Source organism: Pseudomonas sp. NFX5, assembly GCF_049132125.1.
GTDB classification, from domain to species: Bacteria; Pseudomonadota; Gammaproteobacteria; order Pseudomonadales; family Pseudomonadaceae; genus Aquipseudomonas; species Aquipseudomonas marginalis.
The window spans coordinates 37544-56718 of record NZ_JAFMZG010000028.1; the positions used below are offsets into that span (position 1 = coordinate 37544).

The window sequence follows — 19175 nt, forward strand, 5'->3', positions numbered from 1 at the left end:
TGTCCTTGGGGCGCTGCGGTTTACAGGTAAATCGTGCCTTGCATGTACAACACTGCCTTGCCGGAAATAATCACGCGGTCGCCCTGCAGCTCGCAGTGCAACTGGCCCTTGCGCTGGCCCCCTTGCTCGGCCGTCAAGTGCGACTTGCCCAGGCGCTCGGCCCAGAACGGTGCCAGCGAGGTATGCGCCGAACCGGTGACCGGGTCTTCATCGATCCCCACATTCGGCCCGAACCAGCGCGAAATGAAATCAAACCGTGTGCTCTTGGCGGTGACTGCAATCCCGCGCTTGGGCAGGCCCTTGAGCCGCGAAAAGTCAGGCGTCAGCGCGGCGACCTGGGCTTCGTCGTCCACCAGCACGATGTAGTCATCGGTGCCGAACACGTCGGCGCTCTCGATCCCCAGGGCACTCAACATTCCAGCGGGCGGTTCGCAGCGCTGTGGTTGCCGGGCGGGGAAATCCATCGCCAGCTCATCACCCTTGCGCGTCACCCGTAGCTCGCCGCTGCGGGTGGCAAAGCGCAGCACCTGGGGTGCATCCGCCAGCGCGTGAATCAACACCCACGCTGTCGCCAGCGTGGCATGGCCGCACAGGTCGACTTCGACTTGCGGGGTAAACCAGCGCAACTCATAGAAGCCATCGCGGGGCACGAAGTAGGCGGTTTCGGAGAGGTTGTTTTCGGCGGCGATATGCTGCAGTTGCTCATCGGGCAGCCACTCGGTGAGCGGGCACACCGCGGCAGGGTTGCCGCCGAAGGCATGTTGGCTGAAGGCGTCGACTTGGTAGATGTCCAGTTTCACCGTGAAGCACTCCGTGCGTGGGGGGAGGCTGGACACTAACAGTGGTAAGGGAGGGCGTCAAAAGCGGCCTGCCCGTCAGCCCAATCGCAATACCATAGCCCCGCCGGCAATGATGCACGCAGCCATGATGCGGCGGCCGGTCAGCCGCTCTTTGAGCACCAGTGCCGAGATCACCACGCCAAACAGGATCGACGTCTCCCTGAGCGCCGAAACCGTGGCGATCGGTGCCGCCGTCATTGCCCAAAGTGCCAGGCCGTAGGACACGACGGTGCCGAAGCCACCGATAACACCTGGGCGCCAGTGGCGCGCCAGATAGCGGCAGAATTCGCGCCGCCTGACGGCAAATGCCCATACGGCAAGCGCGAGGCCGGTGAGCAGGAATATCCACAGCGTATAGGCCGCCGGCGCGCCGGATTTGCGCACACCCACACCGTCGATAAGGGTGTAGCCGGCGATGACTGCCGCGTTGACCAGCGCCAGGAGCATGCCTTTTCGCTGACCGATGCTGGGGGCGGCAGCCATGCTCAAAATGCCGATGCAGATGATGGCAATACCGAGCCAGGCGAATGAGGACAAGGATTCGGACAACAGCCCTACGCCCGCTGTCGCCACCAGCAACGGCGCAGTGCCGCGCATGATCGGGTAGGTCTGGCTCATGTCGGAAATGCGGTAAGTCGAGGCGACCAGCACGAAATACACCACCTGCAAAATCACCGACGCACCGATGAAGGGCCAGCTTTCCTTGGCCGGCAACTCCAGAAACGGAATGACCGTCGCTGCGATCAGCGATGCAATGGACGCGATCATGCAGGTGGTCAGCAGCTTGTTGTCACCGCCCTTGACCACGGCATTCCAAGTCGCGTGCAACGCAGCGCCCAGCATGATGATTGCGAACACATCAAGGCTCATGAAGGGGCATCCTATTGGCTCAGTTCTGTATCCAGGAGGGGGCTGCGAGTATGCCCCAGGCACTTTCTTCAAGGCATAAAAAAACGCTCTACCTTTCGGTAAGCCGTTATCAGTACCGGGTTACGCGTCAATTGAGGGCAACTGCTGTTCGATTACACCTGGCCACCTCATGCCCGGCGTTGTTTCAACGCCAGGCGTTATCGAGTAGCCCTGAATGAGATTTTTGCTCAGAACACCTGCAACAGTCGAACGTTGATGCGGGCGCTTTCCTTGAAGCCATTTTCCACCTCAAGATCGCGCCCGAGCGCCACCAGCACCTGCGTCTTCGGGCGGATGAAGTAACTGCCACCCACGCTGATTTTTCGTTGCCGAGCTTCGTCGTCGCTGTCAACGCCATTGACTCGGGTCTCACCGCCCCAGGTCTGTGACAGGCCGACGAAAGCGTTGGCGCCGGGGGTGAACTGGTAACGCAAATATCCCTGCCCCTGGTAGAGCTGTTTCTGCTTGAGCGTGTCGCCGGCAGCGCCGTAGTTGTCGTTCTTGCCGTGGAACATGACGTCGCCGGTCAAGTCGACATACCAATTGTCGGTCAGCCCTTTGACGAAACCTACCTGTAAATCAAACTTCCAGCGGTTTTCACCCAGATTGAGCGGGCGGTCGTGGCTATAGCTACCCGTTGGAAGGTACAGATAGGGCGCTATGGCTAGATAGGTGCGAGACGCTGCGTCGTTGATCAACCAGACTGGTGCGGCCAGGATAACGTCACCTACCCCGCTGGTCTTGCCCAGTGCACTCGTGTCGCGCCCGGCATCCAGCCGGCCAAACGGTACCAGGATCTGGGGGCCTACCGTCAGCCCGCCGATCGTGGTGTAGTGCACCAGCCTCCCGATGCCGACATCCGAGACCAGCCGAGGATCCCGCGCCGTCTGCCGTCCCTGGGCATAGAGTTTGTTGCGCTCGGCATGCTGCAGGTACAGCAACCCCGCCGTCGTACCCTCCGGCGCCGGGACGAAATCACCGATGTCCACATCGATGGCGCGCGCGGTCATCGGCACCATCGTGACCATTGGTAGACAGGCCAAGGCCAATACCTTGTTCATGCTGCTCAGGGGCGAGTGGGTACCGGCCTTTGACACGTGGCCGGTCCTGCGGGCGACGCTGGAGAATGCTTGGGTCATTACGGAAGTCCTCTCTCGAGTAGTCATCTGTCATTGATCGGCCGGCGAAGTGCGGCGACACAGGACAACGCGGCAGTGCGCATGACAAAGATAGGGGGGACGCGCCCCAAGTCGCTTTGTTGGGGCGGTCATTCGTTGTGCTGGGAAGGACAGCTGCTCGGCGCTTACGCCTCGTGGCACGGCGGCCGCTTCAACTGCGTGCCTCTGCACCGGCCATGGCGTCGTAGGCCGGCGAGCGCAGCAGCGCATGGAGTTGCCGGCGACGGACCCCCATGTTGCCGCCGTCGTACAGGGGAAAACACAGCGCGTCCTGCATCAGGCCGGCCAACGGGTAGAGGTCGGTATAGGCATCGACACCGACAACGCGCATGGCATCGTAGACGGCCTGAACGCACAGTTCTGAACAGTGAACCTTGGTGATGATGGCCAGTTCGCGGCTGCGTCCCTGGGTGATATCAAGCTGGTGACAGGCTTTCCAGGTCAGGTAGCGCGCGGCCTCGATGCGCATCTTGATATCGGCCAGCATGAAGCCAACGTTCTGGTGCTCAATCACAGGCACCGTGCCGGAGCGCTTGTCGGTGCGGGCAAACTTCAAGGCGACGTCGAAGGCCGCGCGCATCACACCTACGCAGGCCGCGCCGATGAGCGCCGCAGTCCAGGAGAAGGCATCTTCCACCATGGCAATGCCATCGCCCGGCTTGCCCACAATATTGGCCGCCGGCACGCGCACATTGTTGAAGTGGATGCGCGGCGAGATCGTCGCGCGATGGCCGACGGTATCGAGAAAGCCCGCGATCTCGATGCCCTGGGCGCTGCCGGGCACCATGATGACCGCCAGCGATTGCTGCGGCGGCAGGGTCGCATCGGTGCGGCATATGACGCTGTACAGGTGCGCGCCCTTGCCGTCCCAACCGGTGCCGTTGGTGGTGTAGTGCTTTGCGCCGTTGATGACCCATTCGTCGCCTTCGAGGCGGGCGAATGTCTGCACGCCGGCGGAGGGGTCGGGGTTGTCGTAGTTAGCGCCTCCGGTGACCTCAGTGAAGGCCAGGGCGGCCAGGCGCGAGCCATCTTCGACGAAGTCCGGCAGGAAGCGGCGCTTCTGCTCCTCGGTGCCGTGGTGCAGCACCGCGTGCAAACCCAGGCCGGTGCCCAGCAAGGCCGAAGGCAAGTTGACGTCGGCGGCGGCGAGTTCTTCGGCTGCCAAGGCAAAATCCAGCGTGGTCAGGGCGCTGCCGCCGCACGAGACGGGCAGCAACGCCTTGATGAAGCCGGCGTCGACCATTGCATCGTAGAACGGCCGCGTGGCGTAGAACCGGTCTTCCGGTCGCGCGATTGGGGCGATAGTGGGGGCGACCTTGCTGAGGACTTCGGCGGCGAAGGTTCGCGCGCTTGCCTGTAAAGCCTTCTGTGATTCGGTGAGCTGGAAATCGATAGCCATGGGAAGCGACCTTTCTTGCGGTGGGTTAGGTAACGGACAACCCATCGTAGGCAGCCGGACTGCCTCGGTCTCGCCGGAGCGTGCAAGCCCAATTGACGATTTGCGCAAGGGCACAGGGCTTTCCCGACTGAGGTCGTGCCTTCTGCAGAAAGAGCCTGTGGCGGGTGAATGCCCCCTTGGTTCTGGCGCGGACTTTGCGTCTTCCTGCCGCAGGTCACATGGGTTCAGTCCTGCGCCTGTTTATCCGGCGAAAACTGCACCGGCATGACGCATTCGCATTCCCACCGTGCACAGCGCAGGCACAAACGAAAATGCCGTGCCAGGGTGCCTGAACGCCCATCAACCGACGACTTGCCTTTGCGTGCAAGACCAGTTGACGATCTGTGCAACAGGAGGAACACATGACACGTCTGAGCGGCCCGCCATACCGTGACATTGGCTCAGAAATCAGTCGCTGGCTTGCGCTCGTGATGATTGTCTTTTGCGCCACTGAGGGGTGACCGCAGGATGCAAATCTGGACTACCGAAGCGTGCGTGCAGCGCGAAAGATTCAGCTACTGGCGTGAGGTCCTCTGCGAAGCCTTCGTCTCGCTCAATCCCATCCTCAAGCAAGAGCCTGCAGGATCGAACTTCACGGGCGAGGTGAGCTCCCGGCCCCTCTCCATGAGCGCGCAGACCCGCGTGTTTTCCCGTGCGCAGTTCGTCCAACGACGCTGGGATGAAATCCGCCGCAACCCGGTCGAGTTCTGCTTCGCGAACTTCCAGTTGGAAGGGTCATGCGTGGTACGTCAGGATGGGCAGGAGACACTGGTGTTGCCCGGTGACTTCTCCGTCGTGGACTCCACGCGTCCCTACTTTCTCGATTTCAGGGAAGATTGGCGCGTGCTGTCATTCCGTATACCCAGGGAGCAACTGGTGTCCAGGCTCGCGGCACCGCGCCAGGCGACAGCGCGCTGCGTCAGCGGACAAGCGGGACTTGGACTGGTCGCGGCTCGCTTCGCCCGCTCACTTGAACAGATGGACGCCAGCGTCGGCCTACAGGCGCAGCACGGGCTCAGCGCCGCGCTCAACGGTGTCATCGCCGTCGCGCTGGGCGCCACGCTGGAGGCGCAGGAACAGGACCGGGTGCCGCTGCGGACAGCCTTCCGCCAGGCGGTCGAGACCTATATAGCCGATCATTTATCTGAACCCGGGCTCGGGCCGGACCTGCTTGCGGCGCGATTCAAGGTCTCGCGCCGGACACTCTATGGCCTGTTCGAGGAAGAGCCATTTTCCGTCAGTGGCCTGATCCGGGAGCTGCGCTTGCGGCACAGCGCGCGCGATCTCTGCAGTTCCAGCCATCCTGGCGTGCTCGCCGTAGCGCTGCGCTGGGGATTTAACGATGCCTCGCATTTCTCCCGGTTGTTCAAGCAGCGGTTCGGGATCTCCCCACGCGGACTCGCAGCCAGCGTCGACGGTGAAGCCAAACCAGGAACGAACAGTTGTGGATCGGTCCAGGATCTTCTGATCAGGTGAAGACAAGGTTCAGGAACTACAAAGGCGATCACGGTGCGAGGTGCCGGGATGGGATGCGGCGCAGGGTGACCCGCGGTCATCTGTTGGTAGTCCCCGTTCATCACGGCGCGTTTCGCCATGAATATGGAGCCAGCGGTACTCCCCGGACTGACTTGCGGGGGCTATTTCTGAAAAGCATCAACTACCTCCAGTTTTGCTCACGAGGTGTTGAGGTCGTTCTCGCTCTTGATGCCCCGAGCATTGCGGTCTTCGAATGCCCGGGGACAGTCTGGCTTGGACTGGCGTCTGTCGACTCAGGCGGCCTGGTACAGACGGTGCTCGACCAGCCTGCTGTTACGCAGGCGATGCGTTGCCTTGGCACCGGCCAGCACGGCCAGGTCCAACAGCGGCTCGAGGATGACGACGGTCATGTAGGCACTGCCGAAGGTCAGGACTGACAGTGCGTTCTCTGCCGTGAAGCCCTTCCCGTAGAAGGCCCAGAAGGCAACCCAGGCGACGATGCCTGACTGGAAGGCCGTCGACAGGCCCAGTGCCTGGCGATAGCCCAGATCAACATAGGGCGTGTTTGGCGCGATGATACGCCGCGCCAGGGCAGCAACTGCCAACAACGGTACCAAAAGGGTGGTGACGTTCATGCCGTACTGCGGCAGGTCGAATGGGGCGAAGAACAGACCCTGGATTAACAGCCCCAAAGCGAGACCTACTGCGGCAGGTGCTGCACCGAACAACAGGAACAGCGTCGAACCGAGTATGAGATGCACCTCCGAGACGCCAACCGGATGATGCGGCAGCAGTTCAAAGAAGCCAAACACCAGCGCCGTGGCGGCGGCGGCGCGAACCACCAGCGAGACGGCACCTCGTTCGCCAATGGCGTCCGCAACGAGTTTGACGGTGTAGGTGCCGACGCTTGCGGCGGTAACATAGCTCAGCCAGAGTTTTCCGGCTTCCACGAGGCCAGGTTCGATATGCATGACGATGACTCCTTGGCCGCCTCTGCGGCTTGCTAGGTAAAAAAGGACAACAAAAAACTGCTCCGCCCTCAGTGAGAGGCTCGGCTGATCGCCACGGGCTCGCGATGCGGCAGATGCTCACCGGTGTGCCCGTGGGCCGGTGGACAACTTGCATTGAGCAAAACCACCGGTTGTCCATGGGGAGTATTCAGGTAGGCCTGCCTCCATTCCTCGCCCCGCTGGACGATGTCTTCCATCCCGGTCAGGCCGAGGGTGGTGACCATTCTTTCCATGGCCGTGATCCATTGCCGGTAATAGGCGTCATTGACGCTTTCTCCGGGTTGCGCCGGGGCAGCCTTGATCTCTTCGCTGAATACCTGCACCCAGTCCTTCCAGGGGAACACGCCGGCTTGGTGCAAGTGCACCAGCAGGGAAAAAGCCTGAGCCTGCCAAGGCTTGTCGAACACCGGGCCTTCATCGTCGAGAGGGAGGCCGACGGCCTTGTAGTCGTGGCGCATGCTCGTGTTCATACGGCCTCCAGGTAGTTGTCCCATAGGTCGATGCACACACTGTCCGGTCGCCGTACTCCCCACAATTCCTCGGCACTGAAGCGTACGGCATAGACCTGCTGCGGCTGTTCGCCCAAACCATGGGCCATCGTGTCCGGGGTAGCGAACGCGCCATGCGCGATCACGATTGTGCCGACCTTACCGCGCGCGTAGCGTGGCAGCCGGGTGTGATTGGTTGGGTTGAGGCACTTCGTCCGCACCCGGTCACCGACTCGGAATTGGCCGGGGACATCTTCTTTTGCTCGTGACGAGGCGCCGCCGAGCACGACGGCGTCGACGATATCCGGAGTTAAAACCGTGACGGGCTGTGTCGGTGGGGTTGGTTTGGCCGTACCCTGCAGTTCGGCGGCGCTGATGACGCCCTTTTCTGTCAGCAGGGTCTCGAAGGCGTGCAGCCAGTGCTCGTAGTAGCTCGACTGCAGGTATTCGGCCGGCTTCATGCGTTCGATGGCGTGGCGGAATTCGTCGACGTTGAAGTACCCGCCGACGAAGAGCGAGGCGAAGAGCGGAAAAACCCTGCGCTCCCAATCATGATGGAAGATGGGTTCGTGCTCTTCCGTGAGCACTGGGCCGAAACCATGCATGCCGCCCAGGTCGTGTATACCATTCATGGGTTTTCTCCTTTTCAGGTTCAGGCTACTTGATCCGGATTCTTAGGCAGTCCGGTACCGATCATGGCGTCGCGAGTCACGAGTTCGACCAGTTGTTCCTCGTTCCAGCCATCAGTACCCGCCGGACGTTCCGGCAATACCAGATAGCGCAGCTCAGCGCTGCTGTCCCAGACGCGAACTTCCTTGTCATCAGGAATCGTCAGACCGAACTCCGCCAGCACGCCGCGCGGGTCAATGACTATCCTCGAGCGATAAGGTGCGGATTTGTACCAGACCGGTGGCAGGCCCAGGGTCGGCCACGGGTAGCAGGAGCACAGTGTGCATACCGTCACGTTGTGCACGGTCTGGCTGTTCTCCACGACCACCATGTCTTCACCCTGAACACCAGAAAAGCCCAGCTCGGCGATGGCTGCAGTGCCATCTTCCAGCAGCCTGTGTTTGTACAGAGGGTCGAACCAGGCTTTCGCTATGACCTGGGCGCCGTTTCTCGGGCCGACCTTGTGTTGGTAGGTGTCCACCAAAGCATCCATGGCGACGGGATCGACCAGGCCCTTTTCCGTCAGCAGGGACTCGAGCGCTTTGACGCGTAGCGCTATGGCCTCCGGTGGCTCAGTGTGGTCGTGATCGTGATGATGTTCGTGCGTATGGCTCATGTCTTTGCCCCCTCTGAAGTTGGTGAAATCGCTCCCTGCATTACTCGACGAGTGCAGCAATACCCGTATCCGGCGCCAGCTTTTTCACAGGTTACTTTCCTCGTTTCGGCCAAATTACCCCAACGCTTTTCATTCCTTTGGCGGGGTCCATTTCGGGGTGTGCGAGTACTACGTCGCGGTAGGAGGGGCTACCAATCACGGCGGGTTTAAACTTGATCAGAAAGTCATTGACCTCTTTGCGCAGGTCCGGTGCCAGATCGTAGTCGTTGTAGCATTCCTCAAGACAATCGAGCACGGCTTGCCAGTGCACCTCGGTAAGACCCATTCCGCGATGCGCGGTGACCATGTCCCTGCCCCGGTATTTGGCGCTGCCACCCCAATGTTCAGAAAGGAAATCGACAAAGTTGATGTGTTCCTTCTGGAATGTTGATTCGGACATGTGCGCCCAGATATGGCCGATAGCGGGATGTCCCATGGTCTTCCTCAAAACTGCACCTGCGAACTGATAAATGACGTCGTAGCCCCCAAGACGCGCATAGAGGGAGGGCTGTTGTTCCACGGATGGTTGCTGGTCGGTCATGATGCGGTTTCTCCGTTTCGGCTGGGGACGATCTGATTCGCTCAATGTCGTGTTCCGCACGGTTGATAAAGGGCGCGAGAACGTGCGACGAATACAAAATTAGAGCTGCTGTCGAGCGCACGCTTTGCTGGCAAGGACAATCGTTTGGTCTAGACGGACAACGGCTTAGGAAAACCGTGCTTGCAGCCGACGCAGAATGCTGACATCGGAACTGGTCCTGCGGGCATGGGGGGATATATGGTCCGTGACTGGGGTTCCTTTATTTCTGTCTTGACCGGACGGTTCGCTGTTCTAGATCGCCGTGGACGTTGGTGTTTTACGATTGCTCCCATTCCATCGGCGTTGCAGCACCAAGGTCCCGAGTTGCAGCAGGTAAGTGGCAAACTCTTCGGGTGCCATGTCCCATCTGTGTAAAAACCAGGATGAATCGGATAGTCGCTGCTGTTCTCGTAGATGCATGAGACACCTCGTCATTTGTGTTTTTAGGGACACGGCGTGGAGTGAACATTATCTAGGGGAGATGAAGTGTGCTTGGCTCGAATGGACAACCGTTTGGTTAAAAAGGACAGGTATAGATGTCCGGCATGCCAGTGGGCAGCGATGGTGCGGGGTGGGGAGGGATAGACAGGGATAAACGGCCAGACACAAGAAAGCCCGCACGAGGCGGGCTTCTTGAGGTGATTCATAGACTGCTGTAGACATCTATGGATCGGTACTTGGTGGCTACACAGGGACTTGAACCCCGGACCCCAGCATTATGAATGCTATGCTCTAACCAACTGAGCTATGTAGCCAAGTGGCGCGCATTATTCGCGTAGAACGGGAATGCGTCAAGCATTTATTTTGAGTTTTTATCTACGCTTTCAATTGTTTATCGGAAATGAGCGAGTTGGGCGACGAGTGGTTGCTGATTCGCTTCTCCCGTGAAGAGACACCGATGACGCCGAGCAATCCTCGACCGCAGCGCAAACCTGCCTGCTGCTCCTGCTGGCAGCTGGACTGATCGCCCGAGAGGCGTGGGGCTGATGTTCGGTGTTGGTGGGATCGGTGCGGTACTGTCAGGAGGCTGGGCGATCTGCCTGGCACGTACGAAAGAGGTCTGGTTCGGTTGGGCAGATATCCCTGTCGCCCAACGCTTGGCCAGTCAACCGGATTTACGATTGAAACGGATTCTGGGTGGCACGCTTGAGCTGTTCTCGTGCGCGCGACAGTCGCGAGCGAACGGTGCCGATGGGGATGTCCAATACGTCGGCTGTGTCCTGATAGCTGCCGTCGGTTTCCAGGGAGGCGTACATCGTCTTGCGCATTTCCGCCGGCAGGTGATCAATGGCGCTCAGGGTGTTCTCCAGGCGGCGGTTGATCTCAAACTCCCAATCCAGGTTGTTGTTTTCTTCCTGTCCATGCCACAACGATTCATCAAATTCGCAATGCACGGGTTTGGCATACATGCGCCTGAAGTGGTTGCGAATCAGGTTTTGCGCGATGCCGCACATCCAGGTGCTGAGCGAGGCGTTACCGCAGAAGCGCTCGCGGTTGCGCCAGGCCTCCAGGTACGTCAGTTGCAGAAGATCATCCGCATCTTCGGGGTTAAGTACGCGCTTGTGAATGAAGCGCCTGAGTTTTTTCTGCTGGTCGTCTGTCAGGTGATGCATGAATTGAGGCGAGCTGCCAACGAGGTGAGCTAAAGCTTCAATGGGGAGATTCATGTTTTTTTTCCTTAGGGTAGACGCAGTCGAGCGGGTGTCGACAGGTCCCCTTAGCACTCCCTGTGCCAATCGAAAAAAACACATAACTATATGATTTACATATATAAATATTTTTATTTGGTGGGTTTTTATGCAGTGATTTGCATGGGGCGCCTAAGGCTTTTGCAAGTTTTTTCAAATTCCTAGTGAGCACGGATTTTGATGGAACTGCATGGGGAGACGTTGCCACACAGGGAAACACTCTTCCTATACTGGCGTGTCCATGGAACAAGTATCCCGTAAAACAACTGACCCTCGTAACGATGTGCGCACCCACCCCTCTGAGGGTGAAGCGGTTGTCAGCCATGCCTCAGCGCAAGTGCACACATCCGCGAAGGGCATCGATGAGCTTGCACATCTGTTTGGTCAGGAGGTGGAGCTCAACAGCCGGGCGCTGAACGAACGAAAGATGGTGGTACGCGTGCTCCCGGCCGAGCAGCTTGCGCAACTTTATGATCAGTTGGGCCATCCGGCCAAGAAAACCCTGGCTTTCCTCTCACTGCTCTTCAGGCAGCAATTGCAGGACAGACCGACTGTCGAAAAATTGCTGAAGCTTGCGGACGGGGACCCGGCGCGCGCGTTCGTGGTGCTCAAGCATGTGGTGGCCAAGGCAGACAGCGAGGGCCGCCCGTCCGACACTACGTTGGCGCGCGATGCAATTGCCAAGCTTGAGGCTCGTTTCAAAGGGGAGATCCAGGCCGGCCTGAACATTGCCTTGGCATTGCAGTCGGCCGGGGTCGACCCGCAGGAGCGCCAGGCACTGCGTGTGCTCTACTATGCCAGTGTGGTCACGCGCCAGTCCCTGTCGACGATGATGCAGGCTTTGCTGGGTGTATATGGTGGTGAGCAGTTCCACGTCGGGCTCAAGGTGATGCGTAAGGCTTTGGCGGATGACATCGCGGCCGCGGTGTCGTCAATGCCCACACCCCTGTTGCGCACTTTGCTGATGGGCCTGCGGGACTGCGGGCAACTGAGCAGCGTATTGGGCGGTTGTCACAAGCTGATCCAGCGCTTGAGTATCGAGCATAACGCCGTGAGCTTGTTGCAACGCCTGCTGGGGTATGCCGGCGCCGGTATCGCTGTCGATGAATTGCTGCGGTTGGGGGACGAACTGGGAGGCGGTCCGCTTGACCGTCAACTGATGTCCCTCAATGCCCTTTACCCTCTTTTTCAGCAATTTCCCCTGGCATTGTGGTCCGAAAAGCGAATACGTCTGGAAACCCTGCAGATCCTGCTGACGGTGATCGATGAACTGGACCGCGCCTTGCGTGGACCCACACGGTATGCCGGTGAACCGAGGCTGATGACGTGACCGCTCTGTCGGCCATCAACCGTGGGTTGCTCAAAGTGGCACAACGCGCCGAGGTGCTGGGCGCTGTGGTGGTCATGGCCATCGTATTCATCTTTATCGTGCCGTTACCCACCTGGCTGGTGGATATTCTGATCGCCCTCAATATTTGCATTTCGTGCCTGTTGATCGTGCTTGCGCTTTACCTGCCGGGCCCCCTGGCGTTTTCTTCGTTCCCCTCGATCCTGCTGTTGACCACCATGTTTCGACTGGCCCTGTCGATTGCAACCACGCGTCTGATCCTGCTGGAGCAAGACGCCGGCGATATCGTCGAGGCCTTCGGTAATTTCGTGGTGGGTGGCAACCTGGCGGTGGGAATGGTGATTTTCCTGATCCTGACCCTGGTTAACTTCCTGGTGATCACCAAGGGCTCGGAACGGGTGGCCGAGGTCGCGGCGCGGTTCAGCCTGGACGCCATGCCGGGCAAGCAGATGTCCATCGACAGTGACTTGCGTGCCGGCCTGATCGACGGCACGCAAGCGCGGGACAAGCGCGAGCAGTTGTCCCGTGAGAGCCAGTTGTTCGGTGCGATGGATGGGGCCATGAAGTTCGTCAAGGGCGACGCTATCGCGGGGTTGATCATCGTCGTGGTCAACCTGCTGGGTGGCTTCTCTACGGGCATGTTCCAGCACGGCTTGAGCGCCGCTGATTCAATGGCGTTGTATTCGGTGCTGACTATCGGCGATGGCCTGATTGCACAGATTCCGGCGCTGCTGATCTCCCTGACCGCCGGCATGATCATCACCCGGGTGGCGCCGGAGGGGCGCAAGGGCATCAGTAACATGGGGGCCGAAATTGCCCGGCAAATGACCAGCGAGCCCAAGAGCTGGATAATCGCTTCGGTGGGCATGCTCGCCTTTGCGATAGTGCCCGGTATGCCGACCGGGGTATTTATCCTTATTTCGCTGATAACCGGCACATTGGGGTATTACCTGATGCGCCAGCGTCAGCGAGAGGCAGCGCCCGCGGCCGAAGCCTCCGAAGCCGTGCGTCCCGAAGAGAACGGAAAAGAGGACTTGCGCGGGTTCGATCCGTCGCGCCCCTACCTGTTGCAGTTTCCCCCGGTTTTGCGTGGGACGCCTGAGGTGACGGAGCTTATTCATGGGATTCGCCAGTCCCGAAATGCACTGGTTGCCAATATCGGCCTGACCCTGCCGCCATTCGAGGTCGAGCTCGATGACTCGCTGGCCGCCGACGAAATGCGTTTCTGTGTGCATGAAGTGCCGATGGTCAAGGCCTCGGTTGTCAACTATCTGGCCGTTGAGCGTAACGCCTTGACGGTCGAGCCCGAGCATGGAATACCCGGGCTGGCCGAGCGTGATGAACAGGACTGGGTCTGGCTGGCACCGGATGATCCACTGCTCGACGATCCGCAACTGGAGCGCTTCACCGCGACCAGTCTGATCATCGAACGCATGAAGCAGGCCATGATGCTCAGCGGCCCGCAGTTCCTGGGGATCCAGGAGAGCAAGTCGATCCTCAGCTGGCTGGAGCACAACCAGCCGGAGCTGGTGCAGGAACTGCAGCGAATCATGCCGCTGTCGCGCTTTTCGTCGGTGTTGCAACGCCTGGCCAGCGAAGGTGTGCCGCTGCGGGCCGTACGGCTGATTGTCGAATCGTTGATCGAGTATGGCCAGCATGAGCGTGAACCGGAAGCATTGGCCGACTACGCGCGTATTGCGCTCAAGGCGCAGATTTTCCACCAGTACAGCGAGGCCGACGGCCTGCATGCCTGGCTGCTTTCACCGCATACGGAAAACATCCTGCGCGAGGCATTGCGACAGACCCAGACCGGGGTGTTTTTCGCGCTTGACGATGAGCACAGCGCTGCGTTGATCAGCCTGCTCAACCAGGCCTTTACCTTAAGGGCCAAGAGTAAAAGTGTGCTGTTGGTGGCGCAGGACCTGCGAAGCCCCTTGCGTACCTTGCTGCTGGAAGAGTTCAACCATGTCCCGGTGCTGTCGTTTGCCGAGTTGGGGAGCTCCTCCAAGGTCAAGGTGCTGGGGCGCATTGACCTGGGCCAGGACGAGCTGATGCGTGGTGCGGTGGCATGAGTATTCGGCCATGGCCAGCGTGGAGGTTGCGATGATGTTTGAGTTAAGGGTGCTTGATGGGCTGCGCCAGGGCGCTGCGTTGCCGTTATTTGGGGAGCGATGGAGTATTGGTGCGCACGCGGACGCTGACCTGATGCTGAACGATCCGGGAGTCGTCGAGCAGCATGCGTGCCTGCGGTTTATCGACGCCAACTGGTTGGTGCAGGCCGAAGCCGGACTGTTGCGAGACCCCGAAGGCCAGGTACTGGCGCAGATCGCCAAACTGGAACTGAATGTGCCGTTTACAGTGGGAGGGGTGCGGCTGTGCGTGACCTTGGCCGAGCAACCCTGGCCTCAACCCGCAGCCCCTGCTCCGGTAGTGCCGCTAGCGGCCGATGTGCCTGCGCAGGTGATGACGTTATCGTCAATCTCGCCCTCCCAGCAGAAGCGCCTGATCAGCCTGGTGCTGGTGGTGACGGTAATCATTGTGGCAGTGGGCATGGTTTCCACTGGGGAGCGTGAGGCGCAGGCTTCGCTGATGCCGCCCGCGGTGCAGAAACAGGAATTGGCTTCGTCTTTTGAAGTACGCCAGCAGTTGTTGAAGATGCTCAGCGAGCGTGAGTTGAGTCAGCGGGTCACCTTGCAAGTGATCAATGACCAGGTGGCGCTCAATGGAGAGGTCTCACAGGACGAGGTGGAGCTGGTAGCGCGCATGCTCAGCCGTTTTGGCGAGCAATTCGACAGCTCGGTGCCGGTGATCAGCCGTGTGCGTGTGCGCGACGGCACACTGCCATTCAGGATTGTGCAAATCGTCGGCGGGCCGAATGGTCACGTGGTCCTGGAAGAAGGCAGCCGACTGTTTGTGGGCGACGAAGTGGAAGGGCTGCGGCTGGTGCTGATCGACAACGGCAAAGTGGTTTTTGATGGTGCGCAGCGTTACGAGGTGCGCTGGTGAGTGCGGAACTGCAAGCTCGTCTGGACGCCTGGCAACAGCGTCAGGCCCAGTCACTGAGCACCTTTGCACCGGTGACGATGCGTGGCCGAATCCAGCGCGTCAACGGCATGCTGCTGCAGTGCCGGCTACCCCAGGCGCGTATCGGCGATTTGTGCCAGGTGGAAAAAAGTCCAGGCGACTACATGCTCGCCGAGATCATCGGCTTCGATCAGCAGGACGCGGTGCTCAGCGCCTTGGGTAATTTGGAAGGCGTGCGGGTAGGTGCTGGAGTGGAGCGCCTTGGGGTATCGCATCGAGTCCAGGTCAGCGAGGCCCTGTTGGGCCAGGTGCTGGATGGTTTTGGGCGGCCGATTACGGGGCAGGGCGTGAGTGCGTTTGTCGAGGCTGACTTACCGGATACCAGTGCGGTGTTGTGTGAAGCGCCGTTGCCCACTGAGCGGCCGAGGATTAACCGTGCACTGGCCACCGGCGTGCGTTCGATCGATGGCCTGATGACGATTGGCGAGGGGCAGCGTGTAGGCCTGTTCGCCGGGGCCGGTTGTGGCAAGACCACCCTGCTGGCCGAGATCGCGCGTAACGTCGAGTGCGATGTCATCGTGTTCGGCCTGATCGGCGAGCGGGGGCGGGAGCTGCGTGAATTTCTCGACCATGAGCTCGATGACCAGCTGCGCGCCAAGGCGGTACTGGTGTGCGCCACCTCCGATCGCTCCAGCATGGAGCGCGCCCGCGCCGCGTTCACGGCCACGGCATTAGCCGAAGGTTTTCGGCGCAAGGGGCAGCGGGTATTGCTGCTGATTGACTCCTTGACCCGTTTCGCCCGGGCCCAGCGTGAGATCGGCCTGGCTGCCGGCGAACCCCTGGGGCGCGGAGGTTTGCCTCCTTCGGTATACAGCCTGCTGCCACGACTGGTGGAGCGTGCCGGGTTGACGCGTGACGGTGTGATCACCGCGATCTATACGGTGCTGATTGAGCAGGACTCCATGAACGATCCGGTGGCCGACGAAGTTCGCTCGCTGCTCGATGGGCATATCGTGCTGTCCCGCAAGCTTGCCGAGCGTGGGCACTACCCGGCGGTGGATGTGTTGGCAAGCCTTTCACGGATCTTGAGCAACGTCGCGGAGCCGGAGGACATCCAGGCGGGTACGGCATTGCGACGGTTGTTGTCGGCGTACCAACAGATCGAGCTGATGCTCAAGCTGGGAGAGTATCAACCCGGCAGCGATGCCCTGACCGATCTGGCGGTGGACAGCCGTCAGGCGGTCGACGGGTTCCTGCGCCAGGACTTGCGTGTGCCTACGCCGATGGTGGCGACGCTGGAGCAACTTAAGGATCTGACCGCCCATGTCCCATTCTGATGTGCTTCTCGGTGAAGTCGAGACGTTGCGGCGCCTGCGCAGGCACAGGGCTGACCGCGCCGAGCGCGCCCTGCGTGAGGCCAGGCGCGCCCAGCAGGCCCTGCTTGCACATATCCAGCAGGCTAAGGATGCGCTTGAGCAGACTCGGCAGGAGGAGGCCCGGCAAAGTGCTGAATTGCTCAGTCAGCATCAGGGTCAGGTGCTGAGCCTCAAGGCCTTGAAATCTTGGGGCGCGCAGGAGCGCTCCCTATCTGCCAGTACTCAGCGGGAGATAGGCCAGTTGGAGGCGTTGCGGGGCCAGCAGGGGGAAAGCGAAAGTCGGGTTGGCAGCGCCCAGAAACATGTCACGGAGTGCCTGCGGCAGGTGGAAAAACTTCAGGAGTTATCCCTCTTACTGGCTCAGGAGCCGACATGACCCAGGTTTCAAATAAACCCACTGAGCGTCCGCGCCAGCGCGAGCCGCGGGAGGAGCGTGAGCCGGGGGCCACGACAGCCGTGTCCATGGAACTCGGGCGATTATTCACTCAATTTTTTACTGGAGACGATGGCGGCGCTGGTGTGGGGACTGCCTTATCGGGCAAACAGGCGTCTACCAGTATAGCCCTGATCGAGGCGCTTGCCGAGCAACTGGCGCCTCGTGTGCAGGCTGCGTCGCAGTGGCCGTTGCAGGCGGTGCTGTACTTGCCTCGCCTGGGGCGGATCAATGCCAGCGTGCGCCGCGAGCAGGGCGCCTGGACGATCGAGCTGGAGGCGGAGCAGGACGCTACGGCGCGCTGGCTTTGCGGTGTACGCCAACAGTGCGAGGGTCGATTCGCGGGAGCGCTGGGGCTGCCGGTGAACTTGCTGATGCCCAGCGTCGGTTGCGCATGCTGATGCCGGCGCTGACCTTTCCCTTGATTAATAGCGATACGGTTGCCGCGCGCCGTCGATTGGGGCGCGGCCTGCGCCTGCCGTTCAAGGTGGCCGGGCAGGCCGGCGAGTTGCTGATTGAGCCCGGGCGTGCCCCAGCTGGCGGCAAGGCTTTGTGCTTTGAGACGGTGTGTGGCGTGCTGGCGCTTGTAGAAGCAGGGCCGTTGCTCAGTCTGCTGGGTGAGTGCCCGGTGACCCTGTCCCAGGTTGGCAACGATCCGGACTCCTGGTTCTGGGCCTTGTACCAGTACCACATGAGTCCCCAGGTGCGGGCGCTGCTGGGTTATGTGCGCTTGCTGGAAACGGATCGACCCAAGGGGTTTGGCTGCCGGCTCAGTGTGACCCAGGGGGCGTCCCGGGTTGAAGGCTACCTATGGTTGACCCCCCAGAGTTTCCTGGCCTTGTGTGAGGCAGGGCCTTGGCGCGCCACTGCGGCAGCTTTGCCGGCGCCGTTTCAACTGGCAATCGCCGTGACCCTGGGCCGCGTGCAGTTACCGATTGCGCAGGTGCGCAGCCTGCGTACCGGTGATGTGCTGGTGCTCGGCCCGTATTTTTTTTCCGCCCAAGGCAGCGGCTACGTGCAGGTTGGCAGGCAACGTTTGCATGGCCGCATTGACGATGACACCGGGCCGTTGTGCCTGACGCTTACTTCTATCGAGGACTCGTCTGTGGACGAACATTTTGCAGCGCCCCATTACTCGGAGCATGAGGATGATGAACCGGTCGTGGATGTATTTGGCCACGAACCATTCGATGAGTTGAGCATGGCGCTGAATGTGCGCTGTGGAACGCTGAACCTTACCTTGGGCGAACTGCGTAACCTCGCGCCCGGTTCGGTATTGGGCATTAGCGGTTACGCTCCCGGCATGGCCGGCCTGTATTACGGCGATCGGCCGATTGGCCAGGGGCAGTTGGTGGAAGTCGATGGGCGCCTGGGGTTGCAGTTGTCTCGCGTGATGTTCGGCCGATGAGTTTGCAGGGGATAGACCCCCTCATTCTGGCGGTATTCCTGGGGGCATTAACGCTGATGCCCATGCTGTTGATCGTCTGCACATCGTTCTTGAAGATCGTCATCGTGCTGATGATCACCCGCAATGCCATCGGTGTGCAGCAGGTACCGCCCAGCATGGCCATCAATGGCATCGCGTTGGCGGCCACGCTGTTCATCATGGCACCAGTGGGTTATGAGATCGCCGAGAGCGTCAAGGCATCGCCCCTGGACATGAGTAACGTGCAAACGTTTCTGCAGACGGGCAATGAGGCCATCACACCGTTACGCGCATTCATGCTGCGCAATGTGGACCCGGATATATTGACGCACCTGCTGGAAAACACCACGCGCCTCTGGCCTGCACAAATGGCGCAGGAGGTGCAACGCGAAGATCTGATCCTGGTGATTCCGGCTTTCGTGTTGTCGCAGCTGCAGGCAGGGTTCGAGATAGGCTTCTTGATCTATATCCCCTTCATCGTGATCGACCTGATTGTTTCCAACCTGCTGCTGGCGCTGGGCATGCAAATGGTCTCGCCGATGACCATTTCCCTGCCGCTCAAATTGCTGTTGTTCGTGTTGGTGTCGGGTTGGTCACGGTTGCTCGACAGCTTGTTCCTCTCCTATCTCTGAGTGGCG

General features: G+C 60.3%; 19 protein-coding genes and 1 tRNA gene. 9 read left to right on the plus strand and 11 right to left on the minus strand.

The genetic code is table 11. The annotated features are described in order from the left end of the window. Nucleotides 1-20: 20 nt before the first annotated feature. From J1N02_RS17190 to J1N02_RS17205, 4 genes are all read right to left on the minus strand, one after another. A complete protein-coding gene (locus tag J1N02_RS17190) occupies nucleotides 21-800 on the minus strand; it encodes a PhzF family phenazine biosynthesis isomerase (protein WP_169899185.1) in 780 nt (259 codons plus the stop codon). A gap of 75 nt (nucleotides 801-875) precedes the next feature. After that, nucleotides 876-1709: an EamA family transporter gene (locus J1N02_RS17195; protein ID WP_421147512.1), complete on the minus strand. Its 834-nt coding sequence runs from the start codon at nucleotides 1707-1709 to the stop codon at nucleotides 876-878. Between the two features lie 227 nt (nucleotides 1710-1936). After that, nucleotides 1937-2887 (minus strand): transporter, encoded by a 951-nt coding sequence (locus J1N02_RS17200; protein WP_223841665.1) that lies wholly within the window; start codon nucleotides 2885-2887, stop codon nucleotides 1937-1939. Between the two features lie 190 nt (nucleotides 2888-3077). Beyond that, nucleotides 3078-4325 carry an acyl-CoA dehydrogenase family protein gene (locus J1N02_RS17205; protein ID WP_098480409.1) on the minus strand — a complete coding sequence of 416 codons (1248 nt, stop codon included), beginning with the start codon at nucleotides 4323-4325 and terminating at the stop codon, nucleotides 3078-3080. Nucleotides 4326-4832: 507 nt separating this feature from the next. Between J1N02_RS17205 and J1N02_RS17210 the strand changes: the two genes are divergently transcribed. Further along, the gene (locus J1N02_RS17210; RefSeq protein ID WP_421147513.1) at nucleotides 4833-5840 is read left to right on the plus strand and encodes a helix-turn-helix domain-containing protein; all 1008 of its coding nucleotides are present in this window, start codon (nucleotides 4833-4835) and stop codon (nucleotides 5838-5840) included. A 293-nt stretch (nucleotides 5841-6133) separates the two neighbouring features. On the opposite strand, the gene J1N02_RS17215 is transcribed toward J1N02_RS17210, so the two are convergent. The 7 genes from J1N02_RS17215 to J1N02_RS17245 form a co-directional block, all read right to left on the minus strand. Further along, nucleotides 6134-6811, minus strand: coding sequence for an energy-coupling factor ABC transporter permease (locus J1N02_RS17215; RefSeq protein WP_146478126.1), 678 nt, complete (start codon nucleotides 6809-6811; stop codon nucleotides 6134-6136). 68 nt (nucleotides 6812-6879) lie between these two features. Continuing rightward, a complete protein-coding gene (locus tag J1N02_RS17220; protein ID WP_098480406.1) occupies nucleotides 6880-7320 on the minus strand; it encodes a nitrile hydratase accessory protein in 441 nt (146 codons plus the stop codon). Then, nucleotides 7317-7970, minus strand: coding sequence for a nitrile hydratase subunit beta (gene nthB / locus J1N02_RS17225; protein WP_065924014.1), 654 nt, complete (start codon nucleotides 7968-7970; stop codon nucleotides 7317-7319). Before nthB ends, J1N02_RS17220 begins: the two co-directional genes overlap by 4 nt. Before the next feature lie 20 nt (nucleotides 7971-7990). Continuing rightward, nucleotides 7991-8623 carry a nitrile hydratase subunit alpha gene (gene nthA / locus J1N02_RS17230; protein WP_027606924.1) on the minus strand — a complete coding sequence of 211 codons (633 nt, stop codon included), beginning with the start codon at nucleotides 8621-8623 and terminating at the stop codon, nucleotides 7991-7993. 91 nt (nucleotides 8624-8714) lie between these two features. Continuing rightward, on the minus strand, nucleotides 8715-9203 hold the full coding sequence (locus tag J1N02_RS17235; RefSeq protein ID WP_027606923.1) for a group I truncated hemoglobin: 489 nt from the start codon (nucleotides 9201-9203) through the stop codon (nucleotides 8715-8717). 717 nt (nucleotides 9204-9920) lie between these two features. Further along, a tRNA-Met gene (locus J1N02_RS17240) sits at nucleotides 9921-9997 on the minus strand. Between the two features lie 360 nt (nucleotides 9998-10357). Next, the gene (locus tag J1N02_RS17245) at nucleotides 10358-10909 is read right to left on the minus strand and encodes an RNA polymerase sigma factor (RefSeq protein WP_065924015.1); all 552 of its coding nucleotides are present in this window, start codon (nucleotides 10907-10909) and stop codon (nucleotides 10358-10360) included. Between the two features lie 262 nt (nucleotides 10910-11171). Here J1N02_RS17245 and sctW point away from each other — a divergent pair, with 262 nt between their 5' ends. The 8 genes from sctW to sctR are packed head-to-tail and all read left to right on the plus strand — an operon-like array spanning nucleotide 11172 to nucleotide 19169. Continuing rightward, a complete protein-coding gene (sctW, locus tag J1N02_RS17250) occupies nucleotides 11172-12260 on the plus strand; it encodes a type III secretion system gatekeeper subunit SctW (protein ID WP_169899173.1) in 1089 nt (362 codons plus the stop codon). Next, nucleotides 12257-14350 carry a type III secretion system export apparatus subunit SctV gene (sctV, locus tag J1N02_RS17255; protein ID WP_027606910.1) on the plus strand — a complete coding sequence of 698 codons (2094 nt, stop codon included), beginning with the start codon at nucleotides 12257-12259 and terminating at the stop codon, nucleotides 14348-14350. The genes sctW and sctV overlap by 4 nt, the downstream gene beginning before the upstream one ends. A 34-nt stretch (nucleotides 14351-14384) precedes the next feature. Then, the gene (locus tag J1N02_RS17260; protein ID WP_421147576.1) at nucleotides 14385-15284 is read left to right on the plus strand and encodes an FHA domain-containing protein; all 900 of its coding nucleotides are present in this window, start codon (nucleotides 14385-14387) and stop codon (nucleotides 15282-15284) included. Beyond that, complete coding sequence (locus tag J1N02_RS17265) at nucleotides 15281-16639, plus strand: FliI/YscN family ATPase (protein WP_027606908.1); 1359 nt, start codon at nucleotides 15281-15283, stop codon at nucleotides 16637-16639. Before J1N02_RS17260 ends, J1N02_RS17265 begins: the two co-directional genes overlap by 4 nt. Next, nucleotides 16626-17054, plus strand: coding sequence for a type III secretion system stalk subunit SctO (gene sctO / locus J1N02_RS17270; RefSeq protein ID WP_027606907.1), 429 nt, complete (start codon nucleotides 16626-16628; stop codon nucleotides 17052-17054). The genes J1N02_RS17265 and sctO overlap by 14 nt, the downstream gene beginning before the upstream one ends. Then, on the plus strand, nucleotides 17051-17512 hold the full coding sequence (locus J1N02_RS17275; RefSeq protein WP_421147514.1) for a type III secretion system HrpP C-terminal domain-containing protein: 462 nt from the start codon (nucleotides 17051-17053) through the stop codon (nucleotides 17510-17512). The genes sctO and J1N02_RS17275 overlap by 4 nt, the downstream gene beginning before the upstream one ends. Continuing rightward, a complete protein-coding gene (locus tag J1N02_RS17280) occupies nucleotides 17506-18519 on the plus strand; it encodes a FliM/FliN family flagellar motor switch protein (RefSeq protein ID WP_421147515.1) in 1014 nt (337 codons plus the stop codon). Before J1N02_RS17275 ends, J1N02_RS17280 begins: the two co-directional genes overlap by 7 nt. Beyond that, nucleotides 18516-19169 carry a type III secretion system export apparatus subunit SctR gene (gene sctR, locus J1N02_RS17285; protein ID WP_027606904.1) on the plus strand — a complete coding sequence of 218 codons (654 nt, stop codon included), beginning with the start codon at nucleotides 18516-18518 and terminating at the stop codon, nucleotides 19167-19169. The genes J1N02_RS17280 and sctR overlap by 4 nt, the downstream gene beginning before the upstream one ends. Nucleotides 19170-19175: the final 6 nt, after the last annotated feature.